The organism is Alkalibacterium sp. MB6 (assembly GCF_009935905.1).
In the GTDB taxonomy this organism is placed as follows: Bacteria; Bacillota; Bacilli; order Lactobacillales; family Carnobacteriaceae_A; genus Alkalibacterium.
Genome location: NZ_PREX01000001.1, coordinates 1 through 15632, shown reverse-complemented (window position 1 = coordinate 15632; position 15632 = coordinate 1). Strand labels below are relative to the sequence as shown.

Annotated in this window: 15 protein-coding genes; 14 read left to right on the top strand and 1 reads right to left on the bottom strand. The window is 39.4% G+C overall.

Features of this window, described 5'->3' with window-relative positions:
* Positions 1–9 precede the first annotated feature (9 nt).
* The 4 genes from rsgA to C3945_RS00060 all read left to right on the top strand — a co-directional run bounded on the left by rsgA (position 10) and on the right by C3945_RS00060 (position 2832).
* Positions 10–927, top strand: a complete 918-nt coding sequence (gene rsgA / locus C3945_RS00075; protein WP_161877639.1) for a ribosome small subunit-dependent GTPase A — start codon at positions 10–12, stop codon at positions 925–927.
* Positions 924–1583 (top strand): ribulose-phosphate 3-epimerase, encoded by a 660-nt coding sequence (rpe, locus tag C3945_RS00070; RefSeq protein ID WP_161877638.1) that lies wholly within the window; start codon positions 924–926, stop codon positions 1581–1583. The genes rsgA and rpe overlap by 4 nt, the downstream gene beginning before the upstream one ends.
* The gene (locus C3945_RS00065) at positions 1576–2220 is read left to right on the top strand and encodes a thiamine diphosphokinase (protein ID WP_161877637.1); all 645 of its coding nucleotides are present in this window, start codon (positions 1576–1578) and stop codon (positions 2218–2220) included. The genes rpe and C3945_RS00065 overlap by 8 nt, the downstream gene beginning before the upstream one ends.
* Positions 2221–2682: 462 nt before the next feature.
* Positions 2683–2832, top strand: a complete 150-nt coding sequence (locus C3945_RS00060) for a hypothetical protein (RefSeq protein ID WP_161877636.1) — start codon at positions 2683–2685, stop codon at positions 2830–2832.
* Between the two features lie 75 nt (positions 2833–2907).
* Here the strand turns inward: C3945_RS00060 and rpmB are convergent, their stop codons facing one another.
* Positions 2908–3096, bottom strand: coding sequence for a 50S ribosomal protein L28 (rpmB, locus tag C3945_RS00055; RefSeq protein WP_161877635.1), 189 nt, complete (start codon positions 3094–3096; stop codon positions 2908–2910).
* Positions 3097–3497: 401 nt separating this feature from the next.
* Between rpmB and C3945_RS00050 the strand changes: the two genes are divergently transcribed.
* From C3945_RS00050 to C3945_RS00005, 10 genes are all read left to right on the top strand, one after another.
* Entirely contained in the window at positions 3498–3863 is a 366-nt protein-coding gene (locus C3945_RS00050; RefSeq protein WP_161877634.1) for an Asp23/Gls24 family envelope stress response protein, read from the top strand.
* 41 nt (positions 3864–3904) lie between these two features.
* Positions 3905–5560, top strand: coding sequence for a DAK2 domain-containing protein (locus tag C3945_RS00045; RefSeq protein WP_202623253.1), 1656 nt, complete (start codon positions 3905–3907; stop codon positions 5558–5560).
* Between the two features lie 153 nt (positions 5561–5713).
* Positions 5714–7756: an ATP-dependent DNA helicase RecG gene (recG, locus tag C3945_RS00040; protein WP_161877633.1), complete on the top strand. Its 2043-nt coding sequence runs from the start codon at positions 5714–5716 to the stop codon at positions 7754–7756.
* Between the two features lie 32 nt (positions 7757–7788).
* Positions 7789–8790, top strand: coding sequence for a phosphate acyltransferase PlsX (gene plsX / locus C3945_RS00035; RefSeq protein WP_161877632.1), 1002 nt, complete (start codon positions 7789–7791; stop codon positions 8788–8790).
* Between the two features lie 177 nt (positions 8791–8967).
* Positions 8968–9207, top strand: coding sequence for an acyl carrier protein (acpP, locus tag C3945_RS00030; RefSeq protein ID WP_161877631.1), 240 nt, complete (start codon positions 8968–8970; stop codon positions 9205–9207).
* 222 nt (positions 9208–9429) lie between these two features.
* Positions 9430–10434, top strand: a complete 1005-nt coding sequence (locus tag C3945_RS00025; RefSeq protein ID WP_161877630.1) for an ABC transporter ATP-binding protein — start codon at positions 9430–9432, stop codon at positions 10432–10434.
* Between the two features lies 1 nt (position 10435).
* A complete protein-coding gene (locus tag C3945_RS00020; RefSeq protein ID WP_161877629.1) occupies positions 10436–11428 on the top strand; it encodes an ATP-binding cassette domain-containing protein in 993 nt (330 codons plus the stop codon).
* 2 nt (positions 11429–11430) lie between these two features.
* Positions 11431–12390: an ABC transporter permease gene (locus C3945_RS00015; RefSeq protein ID WP_161877628.1), complete on the top strand. Its 960-nt coding sequence runs from the start codon at positions 11431–11433 to the stop codon at positions 12388–12390.
* Between the two features lie 37 nt (positions 12391–12427).
* Positions 12428–13375: an ABC transporter permease gene (locus C3945_RS00010; protein ID WP_161877820.1), complete on the top strand. Its 948-nt coding sequence runs from the start codon at positions 12428–12430 to the stop codon at positions 13373–13375.
* An 18-nt stretch (positions 13376–13393) separates the two neighbouring features.
* The gene (locus C3945_RS00005) at positions 13394–15298 is read left to right on the top strand and encodes an oligopeptide ABC transporter substrate-binding protein (protein ID WP_161877627.1); all 1905 of its coding nucleotides are present in this window, start codon (positions 13394–13396) and stop codon (positions 15296–15298) included.
* Positions 15299–15632: the final 334 nt, after the last annotated feature.

Genomic DNA, 15632 nt, shown 5'->3' with positions numbered 1-15632 from the left:
TGTGTTTGCTTGGATAAGGGTCAAGTCATTAAAGCGTTGAGTGGGTTTTATTATATCCACTCTGAAGAGGGACATATTTATCAAACTCGTGCTAGGGGTATATTTAGAAAAGATAATATCACACCCCTTGTTGGAGACCATGTGTATTTTACCTATGGAACAGATAAAGAAGGGACCTTAGAAGACATACTGCCAAGAAAAAATGAATTGAAACGACCGCCTGTATCGAACGTTGATGTGGGTGTCGTGGTCATGTCTATAAGCGATCCGGATTTTTCTGTGTCGCTTTTGGACCGTAATTTAGTAACTTTGGAATACAATGATATTGAACCGGTTATTTATGTCACAAAAACCGATATTGCGTCTGAAGAAACCTATCTAGACATTAAGCTGATTTGCGAAGCTTATGAAAAGATAGGCTATACGGTGATCTTGCCTGAACAAGGAGTGGTGTTGACATCTGAAGAGATTCATGACTTACTCAGACCAAAATTGGAGAAAAAAACCTCCGTGTTTATGGGACAGTCTGGTGCCGGCAAATCCACATTACTAAATAAAATGGATAGGACTCTTGAACTCAAAACAGGGGAAACGTCTAAATCACTTGGACGGGGTCGACACACGACTCGTCATGTTGAATTGGTCCCTATGCTTGGAGGTTTAATCGCTGATACTCCTGGTTTCAGTGCGATTCAGTTTGAAGTCATCGATGAACAAGAACTGCCGACTTGTTTTCCAGAAATATGGGAGCATGGAAAAGACTGCCGCTTTAGTGGGTGCATTCACCAAAACGAACCCAATTGTGCTGTAAAAGCAGCCGTTGATTCAGGAGAGATTGAAGCATTCCGTTACAAAAACTATCTGTCCTTACTCGAAGAAGTACAAAATAGAAAACCTAAGTATGGGAAGAAAGGGGATCGCAGATGATCATTGCACCATCTATATTAAGTGCTGATTTCGCTGATTTAAAAAACGAAGTAGCAAAAGTTGAACAAGCAGGTGCCGACTGGATTCACATTGATTCAATGGATGGAAACTTTGTGCCTAACCTGACCTTTGGGGCAAATGTCGTCAGAGCATTAAGACCGCATACGTCCTTGCCTTTGGACTGCCACTTGATGGTCAATAATCCAGAATATTATATTGAAGAATTTGCCAATGCAGGTGCGGACGTTATCTCTATTCATGTGGAAAGTACCAAGCATGTCCACCGTGCCCTTCAAATGATACAGCAAAAAGGAATAAAAGCGGGTATCGTCATCAATCCAGCGACACCCGTTTCTTCCATAGAAGATGTCTTGCCGATGGTAGATATGGTATTGGTGATGACTGTAAACCCAGGTTTTGGTGGTCAAAGCTTTATTGCGCACAGTTTAACGAAAATACGTCAGTTAAAAGACTGGCAGGAAAAACACGATACGGCTTTCGATATACAAGTGGATGGTGGCGTTAATCCTGAAACAGCCAAAGCCTGTGCTCAAGCGGGAGCGAATGTGTTTGTTGCCGGTTCTTACATCTACGGTGCAAAAGACGTGAAAGTCCCAATTGATGCGCTTAAAGAGGCTGTGACGGCCAGTGATTAAGACCGCTCATATTGTTCTTGGTGCCCCAGATCCAGATGCTTTATTTCCGACACCTAAAGAAACAGATGTGATTATAGGCGTAGACGGTGGAGCTGTCGAGTGTTATAAAAGAGGGATTCCGATTGATCTGGCTTTAGGAGACTTCGACTCCATTACGCTTGAAGAGAAAAAGCAATTAGCTGTTTATACAGACCGCCTTGAGGAATTTAAAGCAGACAAAGATGACACGGATGCAGAACTGGCTATCAGTCGGGCATGGGAAACCTTTAACCCAGAGCAAATGATCCTATATAATTGGATGGGTGGCAGAGTCGACCATCTATTGAGCCTGTTATTTTTCGCTTATCAACCAAGGTTTGAATCGATTCTTGAAAAACTGATATTTAAGAATAAGCAAAATACGCTAAGTTTTTTGAAACCAGGTCAGCATAGGATTCAAAAAGAAGAGGACAAAACGTATATGTCAGTCATTGGCATGACGCCAGTGACTAACTTGACCCTTTCAGGCATGAAGTATCTATTAAGTGAAGCAACATACACCTACCCAATGGCGTTAGTCAGTAATGAAATCCTCACCCATGATGCTCAACTGTCCTTTGAAAAAGGCATCCTTGCTGTTATTCAAAGTGGGGATTGACCCGATTGATGAGCGATTCCTTATTTATGAAGATACACAACGCCCTTCATAGAAGGCAAACCTAATGGTTACTTCTATGGAGGGCGTATTTTTGTATTCAATAAAATAAATTAGTATAGGACAACAAGAACTTAACATATGTTGTTTTGAAAAAAATATAGTAGAATCAAATTAATATGACAGAGTAAGCAAAAGGAAGTGAGGGTGATCAAGCTGAATAAACGAATGATAACGTTAGGCATATTAATGGTCTCTTTATTAATGGGATGCACAAGCAATGAACAAACCGTCTTCTAACGAATCAAAGATTCGTTAGAAGACGGTGAAGCTTTTGCTTTAACGATTGAAGGAAGTACATTTTTAAGTTTTGAAGACAAAGGACTAACCTATTATGGCATAGATACACAAATCGATCGGTACACGACTCCGTTTACACATATGGAGACGTATGCTGATTACACAATGTCTTTTGATGAAGAAGAAGAGTTATTAACGATAGCGGTTGAAGATGGCGAGTATCAGTTGATTCAATATGGACCGAGAGTTTTCCGAGACCCAGTGAACTCAATTGATTTGACATCGACGACAGATTTTTTGTCAACTGGAGATTAGATCTTATAATAAATAAAACATAAAAAGCCGGTAGACACTGAAAGTAGTGTATACCGGCTTTATGTTAATCTTAAATTAGACGCGTTCAACTTTACCTGATTTCAAAGCGCGGGCAGATACCCATACTTTAGTAGGTTTTCCATCAATCATGATACGAACTTTTTGTAGATTCGCAGCAAAGCGACGTTTTGATTTGTTGTTAGCGTGTGAACGGTTATTTCCGCTTCTAGCTTTACGTCCAGTAATATAACATTCTTTAGCCATTTTTTCTCCTCCTTCGTGCATAGCTCCTACTTACAAAGCTAAATCATACTTATATAAAATAGCATATTTCTGAGTAAGACGCAAGTATTTTTTCATATTCAATCAAGTGTTTTTACTTTACAGCTGATTGAAAAACGCCTAATCCATAGAAGGAAAGTGTAAAGAAGTCTGCCTTTATGCAAATACAAACTGTAAATTCCTTCCATAACAGTGTATACTAAGAGAAGCTGTTTCACAATATCAATTAGATTATAGAATAAGATTCTACAGGAGAGAAACCGCTCAAGTAGGGCTTTATAAGGCTTGTCTTTTTTTATTGCGTACGGTATGCTAAAATATGTTTGAATATCAAAGCAACTGATAAATAAATGAATGAATAAGTAAGAGAAAGGGGAAAGAGAATGAGCATTTTATTAAACTCTGAATTTGGAACAATTGAAATGTCTAACGACGTCATTTCCACTGTGGTTGGCGGTGCAACAACAGAGATTTTTGGCGTTGTAGGGATGGCCAGCAGAAATCAGGTCAAAGATGGCATAAACGAGATTCTTAACAGAGATAATTACTCTCGTGGAGTCATTGTCCGTCAAGAGGAAGAAGACATTGCCATTGATGTGCATATTATTGTAAGCTACGGGACAAAAATTACTGAAGTATCAAAGAATGTCCAAGAAAGAGTAGCTTATCAACTAGAGAATGATTTAGGTATTAAAGCAACTTCGGTTAATGTATTTGTTCAAGGTGTTAAAGTTCAGGCTATTTTGTAAGCCAACGTCACGAGTTTTGTGGCAAAGGAGGAAGTAAAAAAGTGGATGATAAGAATTTAATAGCGAGTCAATTTAAAAATATGGTGGTGCTGGGGAAACAGCGTCTCGAAAAACATACAGAATATGTCAACTCATTGAACGTCTTTCCTGTACCAGATGGTGATACTGGAACGAACATGAATTTATCTTTTACCAGTGGCGCTGCTGCTGTTAAAGAGTCAACGAGTGATCGGATGGGAGACGTTACTCAAGCTTTAGCTAAAGGGTTATTGATGGGGGCTAGAGGGAACTCAGGCGTTATCTTGTCTCAGTTATTTAGAGGCTTTGCAAAAGCAGCAGAAGGCAAAACTGAGCTCTCTGCTAAAGATCTAGCTCAAGCCTTTCAAGGTGGAGTAGACACAGCTTATAGCGCAGTCATGAAACCAGTAGAAGGAACGATTCTAACCGTTGCTCGTCATTCAGCTAGAGCAGGAGTGAAAAAAGCCGAGGAAACAGACAACGTTGTCGAAGTCATGGAGACTGTACTAAGTGCGGCGAAGCGTTCACTTAAAAAGACTCCAGATTTACTGCCTATCCTGAAAGAGGTAGGGGTAGTGGACAGTGGTGGTCAAGGATTGGTTTACATTTATGAAGGATTCTTGTCTTCAATGACTGGCGAAGAGCCAAAAGAAGAAGAAACGGATTTACAGGAGTTGGTTCGTGCAGAACACCACCGCGGAGGCGTCCATGAACATTTAAATACGGAAGATATCGAGTTTGGCTACTGTACAGAAATCATGGTTCGTAGAGGTGAAGGCGAAACAGTAGAAAGTGAATTTGACTACGAAGAATTTAGGAATTACTTAGATAAAATGGGTGATTCTTTATTAGTCGTTGCAGATGAAGAAGTAATTAAAGTACACGTGCATACCGAAAGACCAGGTGAAGTCATGAACTATGGTCAAAAATTTGGTTCGTTAATGAAAATTAAAGTAGATAATATGCGTGAACAGCATTCAGCTTTGTCAGATGATACAACGACGAAAGAAGCGACGCCTGTTAAAGACTTTGCGATCGTTGCGATTGCAGCTGGAGACGGTTTGAAAGAATTGTTTGAAAGTCTAGGAGTCGATTGCGTACTTCAAGGCGGACAAACGATGAATCCAAGTACAGAAGACATTGTAAAAGCGATGGAAAGTGTACCCGCTAAAAACTATATCATTTTACCTAACAACAAAAACATCTTTATGGCAGCTGAACAAGCCACTCAAGTCATAGAGGGTAACGCAGCTGTTGTCGAGTCGAAAACCATTCAGCAAGGTTTGACGGCAATGCTTGGCTATAACCCAACAGCCGATCTGTCTACAAACAAGGAAACAATGACTGAAGAGTTGGGCCATGTTAAATCTGGTCAAGTCACCTTTGCGGTGAGAGATACAGAAATTAACGGCTTGGCTATTAAAAAAGATGATTTTATGGGTATTGTTGATGGAAACATAAAGGTATCTGCTAATGATTTGTTTAACGTGACAGTCGATACAATTAAAGACATGTTAGATGACGACAGTGAAATCGTCACGATATTAATCGGTGAAGAGGGAAGCACGGAACAAGCTGAAGCACTAACGGATTATTTGGAAGAAAACTATTCTGAAATAGAAGTTGAGGTTCACGAAGGTGGGCAACCGGTCTATCATTATTTAATATCAGTAGAATAAAAGAGAAATAGAGAAACAACTCATTCTTCTGTTGTTTTCTCTATTCTTTTTTATTATTATGGGAGTGTTACCTAACTGTTCATGGCTTTAATATGAACACTAGGGCTCTTTCTATTATATAAGATCACTTTAAAGAGAGAGAGGAGGACAGATGTGGATGTATCTATAAACGATTCGGTTACTAAACTTCCCGGCGTAGGCGAGAAACGAGTCGAAGCGCTTGAAGATTTAGGTATTCGAACCATCATGGATTTATTAACGCATTATCCTTTTCGATATGAGGATTTAACTGTTAAGTCTATAGAAGATATAGAAGACACTGAAAAAGTAGTGTTAGAAGGGGTGGCCATTTCAGATGGTGTCGTCACTCATTTTGGCAGACGGAAAAACCGATTAACCTTTCGAATGAACTGCGACCATGTGATTGTATCTGTTGTGTTTTTTAACCAACCTTATTTGCAAAACCAAATAGAAGCGGGCAAAGACATAAAAGTATTTGGAAAATGGGATAGTGTGAGAAAACAGCTGAATGGAGTAAAAATACTCCCTCAAGTAGCAGAAGGTGCGGCTAGGGAAGCGATCTACTCTACAAGTAAATACATTAAGCAAGGGACCATTTTAAAGCTTATTAAAGCTGCATGGGAAATATACCATCCGTATATTGACGATAGCTTCCCTCAACCTTTTTTAAAGGAACACGATCTCCTGCCTTTAAAAGATACCATATACTTAATGCACTTCCCTGAACACGAGTGGGAACTAGAGAAAGCTAGGTATTCAGTTATTTTCAGAGAATTCTTTTTATACCAAATGAAACTTGGTTGGATGAAAAAGCAGATAAAGCAAGCACAGGCTGGCTTGAGTATTGATTATGATGTCGAGAAGCTGAAGGCATTTTTTGCATCTCTTCCATATGAACTGACCAATGCTCAAAAGCGAGTGGTTAATGAAGTCTGTAAGGATATTAAATCACCTGGTCAGATGTTTCGATTACTGCAAGGTGATGTGGGGAGCGGAAAGACAGTTGTCGCAGCGGCAGCTATTTTAGCGGCTAAAACAGCGGATAAACAATCGGCTTTAATGGCTCCAACTGAAATATTAGCTACCCAGCATAAGGAGTCTCTAGACGAGATGTTTAAAGAGACAGCCATTCGTGTGGAGTTGCTGACAGGTTCGACAAAGAAAAAAGAACGTGACAGCATATTGGAAGGTTTAGTAGATGGCACAGTCGATTGTATTATAGGGACGCATGCCCTCATTCAAGACGATGTCTTCTTTAAAGATTTGTCCTTAGTCATCACAGATGAGCAGCATCGGTTTGGGGTCAATCAACGAAAGGCCTTAAGAGAAAAAGGCTTGAACCCGGATGTCTTGTTTATGACCGCTACTCCGATTCCCCGTACCTTATCAATCACCGCTTATGGAGAAATGGATGTCTCAATCATTGATGAGATGCCAGCGGGCAGACAACCTATAAAAACGTACTGGATTAGACCGAAACATTTTGACCGGATGATAGGCTTTTTGAAAAAAGAACTGAATAAAGGTCATCAAGTGTATGTGATTAGTCCATTAATTGAAGAGTCTGAAATGATGGATTTAGAAAATGCGACGGCTCTTCACCGGACCTATCAAGAGATTTTAGGGCCACGTATCAACGTAGGTCTTTTGCACGGCAAGATGCCCGCTAAAGAAAAAGATGATATTATGCAAGCCTTTAAAGATAATCATCTTCAAGTCTTAATATCAACAACCGTTATTGAAGTAGGGGTCAATGTACCCAATGCATCTTTAATGGTCATTCATGATGCGGACCGTTTTGGCTTGGCACAGTTACATCAGTTAAGAGGACGGGTAGGACGTGGAAGCACAGAGTCTTTTTGTATTTTAATTGCCAATCCAAAAGGTGAAAAAGGTGCTGAGCGGATGAAGATTATTACAGAAACAACAGATGGTTTTGTACTCAGTCAAAAAGATTTAGAAATGAGAGGCCAAGGTGACTTGTTTGGTAAGAAACAATCAGGTATCCCTCAATTTAAAATGGGCGATATTGTAGAGGATTTCCCTATCTTAGAAGAAGCAAGGCATAAGGCGTCACTATTACTCAATTCAAAAGTCTTTTTTGAAAGTGAGGAATACCAATTAATCAGGCAAGAAGTAGGTATAGAAGCGAGTCATCTGTTTGTGTTAGATTAATACCCAGTTAGATTAAACAGGAAGGTGAAAACATGAGAATAGCGGTAGATGCAATGGGCGGAGATCATGCACCCAAAGAAATAGTTAAAGGTAGCGTGCGCGCTGCAAAAGAATTTAAAGATATAACAGTAGTATTATATGGAAAAGAAGATGCCATCAGAAATGAATTGGAAGAAAATCTTCCAAATATAGAAATTGTTCATTCTGAGGAAGTGATTTCTAGTGAAGATGACCCCGTTCGTTCCATCAGACGTAAAAAAGAATCTTCTATGGTTAAAGCGGCTCACTCAGTCAAATCAGGTGAGAATCATGCGTTGATATCTGCAGGGAATACGGGTGCCTTACTCGCTTCAGGTACATTAATAGTAGGGAGAATCAAAGGCGTTGACCGTCCGGGCTTATTGGCAACTTTTCCATCATTATCGGATAAACGGTCTGTATTTAACATGATAGATGTCGGAGCGAATGCCGACTCAAAACCATTAAACATTAACCAGTATGCGACACTAGCTTCTCAATACGCCAAACATGTTCACGGGGTTAAGCAGCCGACTGTCGGCCTACTCAATAACGGTACAGAAGAAAATAAAGGAAATGAAGTATCTAAAGAAGCCTTCCAATTATTAAAAGCCAATGATTCTATAACCTTTATTGGTAACGTGGAAGCAAGAGATATTTTAAATGGCGTAGCTGATGTCATCGTTACAGACGGCTTCACTGGAAATGCTGTATTAAAAACAATTGAAGGAACCGCCTTGTCTATGATGGGCTTACTAAAAGATTCCATTATGAATAGCGGAATGAAATCAAAAATTGGTGGCATCCTTTTAAAGGATAGTTTAAAATCTTTAAAAGATGTGTTAGATTATTCAAAATACGGAGGCGCAGTATTATTCGGCTTGAATGCACCAGTTATAAAAACGCATGGATCCGCTACTGCCGAACCTGTTTACCATACCATTAGACAAACGAGAGAGATGTTAAAAACCAATATGTTGCCCGATTTAATCCATTATTTTGATAATAAAGATTAGTGCTTGTTAATAAAACTCTCATAATATTCACTATAAAAGTCACTAAATTTCAAAAAGTGATGGAAATTACAAAACGAATGCGATACAATAACAATTGTGAATTAAATGAAGATTTAGTAAGCGAATTATAATAAAGACGTAACAGAGAGACAGATAAAGAGACGAGGAGCAGAAGACATGACTAAAGAAGAAGTTTTCGACAAAGTTCAAGCAATCATCGTTGAGCGGATGGGCGTAGATGAGAGTAAAATTAATCGAGACACAACCTTTAAAGATGATTTAGGGGCTGATTCTCTAGATATAGTGGAATTGGTTATGGAACTGGAAGATACGTTTGGTAATGAAATCTCTGATGAAGACGCTGAGCAAATTACTACAGTTGGAAAAGCAGTCGATTATATTCACGACCGCATGTAATAAATATGAACAGTATTTGTCAAACTCAAATTAAATTAGAGAATAATGATAAAACACTATTGTAAATTTAACTAATTGTTATAAAATTAAAAAAAGCATTGCTATATTAGTAAATGCATTGTATAATTCGATTTATATTATTAAGCTTTTGATTAGAAACAAATGAAAGTTTAGTAATCTTCTCAGTTTTAAAGTGAGAAGGATAGCATAGGAGGTTAACTAGTGGTCGTCGAACGCAGCTTGTTAGAGATTAACAATTTGGAAACAGGTTTTCGTTTTGGTGATGAATACCATAACGCAGTAGATGGAGTATCTCTAACGTTAAAAAACAATGAGATCTTAGCAATTGTAGGAGAATCCGGATGTGGAAAATCTACTCTTGCAACATCAATCATGGGACTTCATGATTCAAAGAATACTAAAATCAAAGGAGAAGTCCTGTATAAAGACTTGAACCTCCTTGATTTAAACGAAAAACTGTATAACCGTATTAGAGGTAACGATATAGGAATGATTTTCCAAGATCCTTTAGGGTCATTGAATCCATTGATGACTATTAAAGACCAAATCGGAGAATCACTTGAATACCATTCAGATTTAAATGAAGAACAGCGTATGACGCGAGTGCTTGAGTTATTAAACCAAGTAGGTATTCCAAGACCAGAACAAATTATGAAAGCTTACCCACACGAGTTATCGGGCGGGATGAGACAAAGGGTAGTTATCGCGATTGCATTAGCGAACAAGCCACCAATTATCATAGCAGATGAGCCGACCACAGCTTTGGATGTAACCATTCAAGCTCAGATTTTGGACTTAATGTTAGATATTCAAAATGAAACAGGATCAGGAATTATTCTTATTACTCACGACTTGGGTGTTGTTGCAGAAACAGCTGATAGAGTAGCCGTTATGTACGCTGGTCAAATCGTTGAAGAAGCACCTGTTGAAGAACTATTCGCCAATCCTTTACATCCTTATACTCGTTCATTATTAAACTCCATTCCTCATGAATTGGATGACGATGAAGAAGAGTTGCACGTGATTCAAGGAACTGTACCATCACTTCAGACACTTCCAAGAAAAGGATGCAGATTTGCTCCACGTATTCCTTGGATACCTGCAGAGGCACACGAAGAACATCCAGTATTGCACGAAGTGTCACCCAATCATAAAGTGAGATGCTCTTGTTGGAAACATTTCCACTTTGAAGGGGAGGCACACTAGTATGGGATTTATTGAAGTCAAAGATTTGAAAATACACTACCCAGTACGTGGTGGTATCTTAAACACAATACAAAGCTATGTAAAAGCTGTAGATGGTGTGAACTTAACTATTGAAAGTGGTAAGACATATGGCTTAGTTGGAGAATCCGGTTCAGGAAAAACCACGATTGGTAAAACAATTATTGGTCTCGAAAAAGCAACATCTGGAAAGATTTTCTACGAAGGCCAAAATGTTACAAATAAAGCAAGAAGTCGGAAAGAGAAATATGCAAATTATAACAAAGACGTTCAAATGATTTTTCAAGATGCAACGTCGTCTATGAACCCTAAAAAACGAATCCTTGATGTAATGGCTGAACCCATGCGTAATTATTTTGATTACACACCTGATGAGATTAAAAAAAGGGTCGTAGATCTACTTGAAATAGTTGGCATGAGACCTGAAGCGATGTATAAATACCCGCATGAATTTTCAGGTGGACAACGTCAACGAATCGGTGTGGCCCGAGCGGTAGCCTCTGATCCAAAATTGATTATTGCAGATGAGCCTACCTCAGCTCTTGATTTATCCGTACAAGCCCAGGTGTTAAACTTTATGAGACGTATTCAAAAAGAATATGATTTGAGTTATTTATTTATCTCTCACGACTTGGGAGTAGTTCAGCACATGGCCGATGATATTGCTATTATGCATAAAGGACGTTTTGTTGAACAAGGGTCCAAAAAAGCAATTTATAGTAACCCACAGCATATTTATACGAAACGATTGCTTTCAGCTATTCCAGATATGGACCCTACGACACGAGCGGCCCATAAAGTGGAAAGACAACGAGTGGAAGCAGAATATACTGCACAGGAAACGAATTATTATGATTCCGAGGGACGAGTATACGACCTTCAACCATTTGGTGATAATCACTTTGTTGCTTTAAAGCCGAATGAACCGAACTCTTCCTTACTAAATGAAACGATTAATAAAGGAGGGGGAATCTAGTTATGTGGAAAACAATTATAAGACGTTTGTTACTCATGATCCCTCAAATTCTTATTTTAAGTATTTTAATCTTTATACTGGCTGACTTTATGCCAGGGGACCCGTTTACGGGACTTGTTGATCCGAACTTAGATCCAGCTCAAATCGAAGCGATGAGAGAAGCATACGGACTTAATGATCCACTTCCTGTTCGTTACGTTGACTGGATGGGGGATGCTTTAAGAGGAAACTTTGGACGAAGCTTTAACTTCCAACGTCCCGTTACTCAAGTTATTGCTGGTCGATTAGGCAATACAGTCAGATTATCCATTGTATCAATTATATTAACGTATGCGATTGGTTTACCATTGGGTATCTTGGCTGGAAGATATAATGAGTCTATCCTTGATAAAGCTGTTTTAGTTTATAACTTTGTCAGCTTTGCCATTCCGACCTTTGTTTTGGCATTACTCATGGTTTATATTTTCGGATACAACTTAGCGTGGTTCCCGGCTCGAGGAAGTGTCAGTGTTAACGCGAATACGACCTGGGAAGTGTTCAGTAGTCAAGTCTACCATGTTATCCTGCCCGCAATCACGACGGCAGTACTTGGAACGACATCTATCATTCAGTATTTAAGAAGTGAAATTATTGATGCAAAAGTTTCAGATTATGTAAAAACGGCACGTTCCAAAGGTGTACCAATCCAGAAAGTGTATACGAGACATATTCTTAGAAACGCATCTTTACCCATTGCTTCCGGTTTAGGCTACACAATTGTTGGAGTATTTACAGGATCTATCTTTATTGAACAAATCTTTACTTATAGTGGAATGGGTTATTTATTCCTGCAATCAATTAATACACGAGATTACAGTGTCATATTCGTATTAGTTTTGTTCTACGGATTTTTAGGTTTAATAGGGACATTATTGTCCGACTTGATACTGATGGCTGTAGATCCGCGTATCAGAATTGATTAATTAATGTAAAGTTAATAGAAGGGAATGAATGAATCTTATGGCAGCAAATCAAGATGCAGAAGCAGCAGTCTTATCGGATAACATGGCGGCTTCTACTCCACCGATGGGTTTTAAAGTTATCAGTCGGGAATTTGCACGAGATAAACTTGCGTTAGGTTCTTTAATATTATTAGTAGTATTATTGGTTACAATATTTATTTGGTCATTCATTGTTGATCAAGATGTGGTTACTACAGTAAGCTTATGGGACTCTTATTTACCACCTATGTCTTTTAGTGAAGACCCTGCCTTTGAAGGGACACGGTACATCCTAGGGACAGATTCAGCGGGAAGAGATATTTTCGGGCTACTACTTATTGGAGCTAGAAACTCACTTACCTTAGGTTGGTCAGTAACAGTGGTAACGAGTATTATCGGTATTGTAGTCGGAATCTTAGCAGCTTACTATGCTGGAATGGTTGATAATGTGCTCATGCGTATCATCGACTTTATCATGATTCTTCCACAGCTGATGATTATTATTATCTTCATCACTTTGGTACCGAGCTACAACGTGTTTACGTTCGCAGGAATATTAATTTTATTCAACTGGCATGGTCAGGCCCGTTTTATCAGGGGTCGAGCGTTAACAGTTGGTCGACTTGATTTTATTAGTGCTTCCAAAACAATGGGAACACCATCAATTATTATTATGCTTAGAGAAATGATGCCTAATATCAGTTCACTGATTATTGTTAACTTAACATTGAACTTTGCAGGCAGTATCGGCTTAGAAACAGGCTTGACCTACCTAGGATTCGGATTACCTTCCGGAACACCAAGTTTAGGTACACTAGTTTCCTATGCCACCAATCCAGATATTCTGGAGAATAAAGCTTGGGTTTGGTTACCAGCTTCTGCACTTATTTTAGTGCTAGTGCTGTGTATAAACTACGTCGGTCGTGCTTTACAACGTGCGGCAGACGCTAAACAACGACTAGGATAAGAGAAGGGGAGAATAGTTATGTCAAACAAAAAGAAGTATAGCATGCTAGCAAGTACTGCAGCTGTCGCTTTCATCTTGGCAGCATGTGGTAACGGGGGTACAGATTCAGGTACTGACACTGGTAACGGTGGAACTGAGCCAGATACGGGGGAAGAAACAGATACTGGCACCGACGAAAACGGTGAGACAACTGACGGCGAACAAGCTGACGGTCCTGCACCAGTTGAATTTGAACAACGTGTTGAAAACGAAGGCGATCCAATTGATGGCGGAACGTTAGGTATTGGTTTCGTAACAGATTCACCATTTACAGGAATCTTCAGCTGGGAGTTATACACTGGTGCCCCAGATGCAACCGTTATGAGTTATACAATGGGAACACTACTAGGATATGATGAAAACTATCAAATTGATGACTCAGGTGCAGCAACATTCGAACTTGATCAAGAAAATAATACTGTAACTATTGCAGTTAAAGAGGGCGTTTTATGGCATGATGGCGAACCTGTTACTGCAAGTGACGTAGCCTTTGCCTTAGAAATTATTGGTCACCCAGATTACACAGGCGTTCGTTATAGTTCAGACCTTGCTAATATCGTTGGTATGGAAGCATACAAAAACGGTGAAGCAGACTCTATTGAAGGTGTACGTATACTAGACGAATTAACTTTAGAAATTGAATACCAATCTGTAGGGGTACAAATGCTACAAGCTGGTGGTGGAGTTTGGTCTTCTGCTGCTCCTCGTCACTACTTGGAACATATTCCAGTAGCTGAATTAGAATCAGCACCAGAAATTCGTGAAAGACCAATCGGTTTCGGTCCATTCAAGGTAGAAAACATTGTACCTGGTGAAGCAGTATCTTACACAAGATTTGATGATTACTACTTGGGAACACCTAACATAGAGCGTATTGAACTAGAAGTTATCCCTACTACTACAGCTGTAGCAGCTATGGAAAACGAACAGTTTGATCTCTTTGTAGGTATGCCTACTGACCAGTTTGAGAACTATGCTGACATTGAAAACTACACAGTTTTAGGTCAACCAGAAAACTCATACACTTATATCGGTTTCAAATTGGGTGAGTGGCAAGATGCGCAAACAGATGCTGAAGGTAACGTAGTAGAGCCAGCACAAGTTGTTCCTAACCCAGATGCTAAGATGGCTAACAGAGACTTAAGACAAGCAATGGCTTATGCAATTGACAACGATGCTGTTGGTGCTCGTTTCTACCAAGGATTACGTCGTCGTGCTAACTCTCCAATCATCCCTAACTTCGCTGATTTCCACAACGAAGACCTAGAAGGATACCCACATAATCCAGAACGTGCCATTGAACTTCTTGAAGGAGCTGGATATGTAGATACAAATGGAGATGGATTCCGTGAAACGCCAGAAGGAGAAGAGTTAGTTATTAACTTCGCTTCTATGTCTGGTGGAGAAGTTGCAGAACCAATTGCTGAGTACTACATGCAATCATGGAGAAACATTGGACTTAATGTTCAACTACTTGAAGGACGTCTACATGAGTTTAACTCCTTCTATGACCGTGTTGAAGCAGATGACCCTGCCATTGATATCTACCAAGCTGCTTGGGGAACAGGTACTGACCCAACTCCTGATGGGCTATACGGACGTACAGCTCCATTTAACTACACTCGTTGGGCAACAGAAGAAAACGATGCCTTCATGGAGCAAATGTTAAGTGAGCAAGGATTTGACACTGAATGGCGTGCGGAAGTCTTCAGAGATTGGCAAGAGTACTTCATGGAAGAACTACCAGTCATTCCTACACTATTCCGTACAGCAACATTCCCAGTTCATGACCGTGTTGGCGCATACGATATCACTATCGGTGCAGATCCAAACGAACCAGGTGTTGGCTTACACACTCTATACTTGACAAGTGAAGAAAGATAAGTTTAAAGCTTTTAACAGTAATAAGATAGAATAACCGTTTCGCTCAAAAATCGCTCAACCTCCGAGATAGCCTAACCGCTCTCTCGGAGGTTTTTTCATGGAATCTTCTTATCATTAGCATAAAATGTTCAGTATTAATAAATTGTAGTTAGTATATAATACAGGTATGATAGAGTAGCTTGACATCATTAAAGGAATAATTAACTTAAGAAGAAGAGGTTGAGGATATGTTTTTAGCATGGAAAGAATTAGTGTTGTTTATGGCAATATAAAAGTAGATAGTATTGCAACGAAAATCTTAGAAGCTTGAACAAACAAAAAAGGCTTGCCAGCC

What these genes read in the sequence shown, in the direction of transcription:
- C3945_RS00060 (WP_161877636.1), top strand. Translation starts at nt 2,683, where the DNA reads ATGTCTTTTGATGAAGAAGAAGAGTTATTAACGATAGCGGTTGAAGAT.
- rpmB (WP_161877635.1), bottom strand. Translation starts at nt 3,096, where the DNA reads ATGGCTAAAGAATGTTATATTACTGGACGTAAAGCTAGAAGCGGAAAT.
- C3945_RS00010 (WP_161877820.1), top strand. Translation starts at nt 12,428, where the DNA reads ATGGCAGCAAATCAAGATGCAGAAGCAGCAGTCTTATCGGATAACATG.
- C3945_RS00015 (WP_161877628.1), top strand. Translation starts at nt 11,431, where the DNA reads ATGTGGAAAACAATTATAAGACGTTTGTTACTCATGATCCCTCAAATT.
- rpe (WP_161877638.1), top strand. Translation starts at nt 924, where the DNA reads ATGATCATTGCACCATCTATATTAAGTGCTGATTTCGCTGATTTAAAA.
- acpP (WP_161877631.1), top strand. Translation starts at nt 8,968, where the DNA reads ATGACTAAAGAAGAAGTTTTCGACAAAGTTCAAGCAATCATCGTTGAG.
- C3945_RS00050 (WP_161877634.1), top strand. Translation starts at nt 3,498, where the DNA reads ATGAGCATTTTATTAAACTCTGAATTTGGAACAATTGAAATGTCTAAC.
- C3945_RS00020 (WP_161877629.1), top strand. Translation starts at nt 10,436, where the DNA reads ATGGGATTTATTGAAGTCAAAGATTTGAAAATACACTACCCAGTACGT.
- C3945_RS00005 (WP_161877627.1), top strand. Translation starts at nt 13,394, where the DNA reads ATGTCAAACAAAAAGAAGTATAGCATGCTAGCAAGTACTGCAGCTGTC.
- plsX (WP_161877632.1), top strand. Translation starts at nt 7,789, where the DNA reads ATGAGAATAGCGGTAGATGCAATGGGCGGAGATCATGCACCCAAAGAA.